The sequence below is a fragment of the Leifsonia sp. SIMBA_070 genome (assembly GCF_046534635.1).
In the GTDB taxonomy this organism is placed as follows: Bacteria; Actinomycetota; Actinomycetes; order Actinomycetales; family Microbacteriaceae; genus Leifsonia.
Genome location: NZ_JAWRYK010000052.1, coordinates 1 through 395, shown reverse-complemented (window position 1 = coordinate 395; position 395 = coordinate 1). Strand labels below are relative to the sequence as shown.

The following is a 395-nucleotide window of genomic DNA, read 5'->3' as shown; positions in this document are numbered from 1 at the left end:
ACGGCACCCTCGGTCTCGCCCAGAACCTCGACGAGCACGAAATCGGTGCGGTCGTTCTGGGTGAGTTCTCGGGCGTCGAGGAGGGCCAGCAGGTCACCCGCACCGGCAAGGTCCTCTCGGTTCCGGTCGGCGAGGGTTACCTCGGTCGCGTCGTCGACACGCTGGGAAACCCGATCGACGGACTCGGCGAGATCACCGGCATCGAGGGCGAGCGCGAGCTCGAGCTTCAGGCCGCCGGCGTGATGCACCGTAAGAGCGTGCACGAGCCGCTGCAGACCGGCATCAAGGCGATCGACTCGATGATCCCCGTGGGTCGCGGTCAGCGTCAGCTCATCATCGGCGACCGCCAGACGGGCAAGACGGCCATCGCGATCGACGCGATCATCAACCAGAAG

Annotated in this window: 1 pseudogene; it reads left to right on the top strand. The window is 66.6% G+C overall.

The annotated features are described in order from the left end of the window. Positions 1–395: pseudogene (locus SB754_RS19365) on the top strand (F0F1 ATP synthase subunit alpha); the annotation flags it as partial.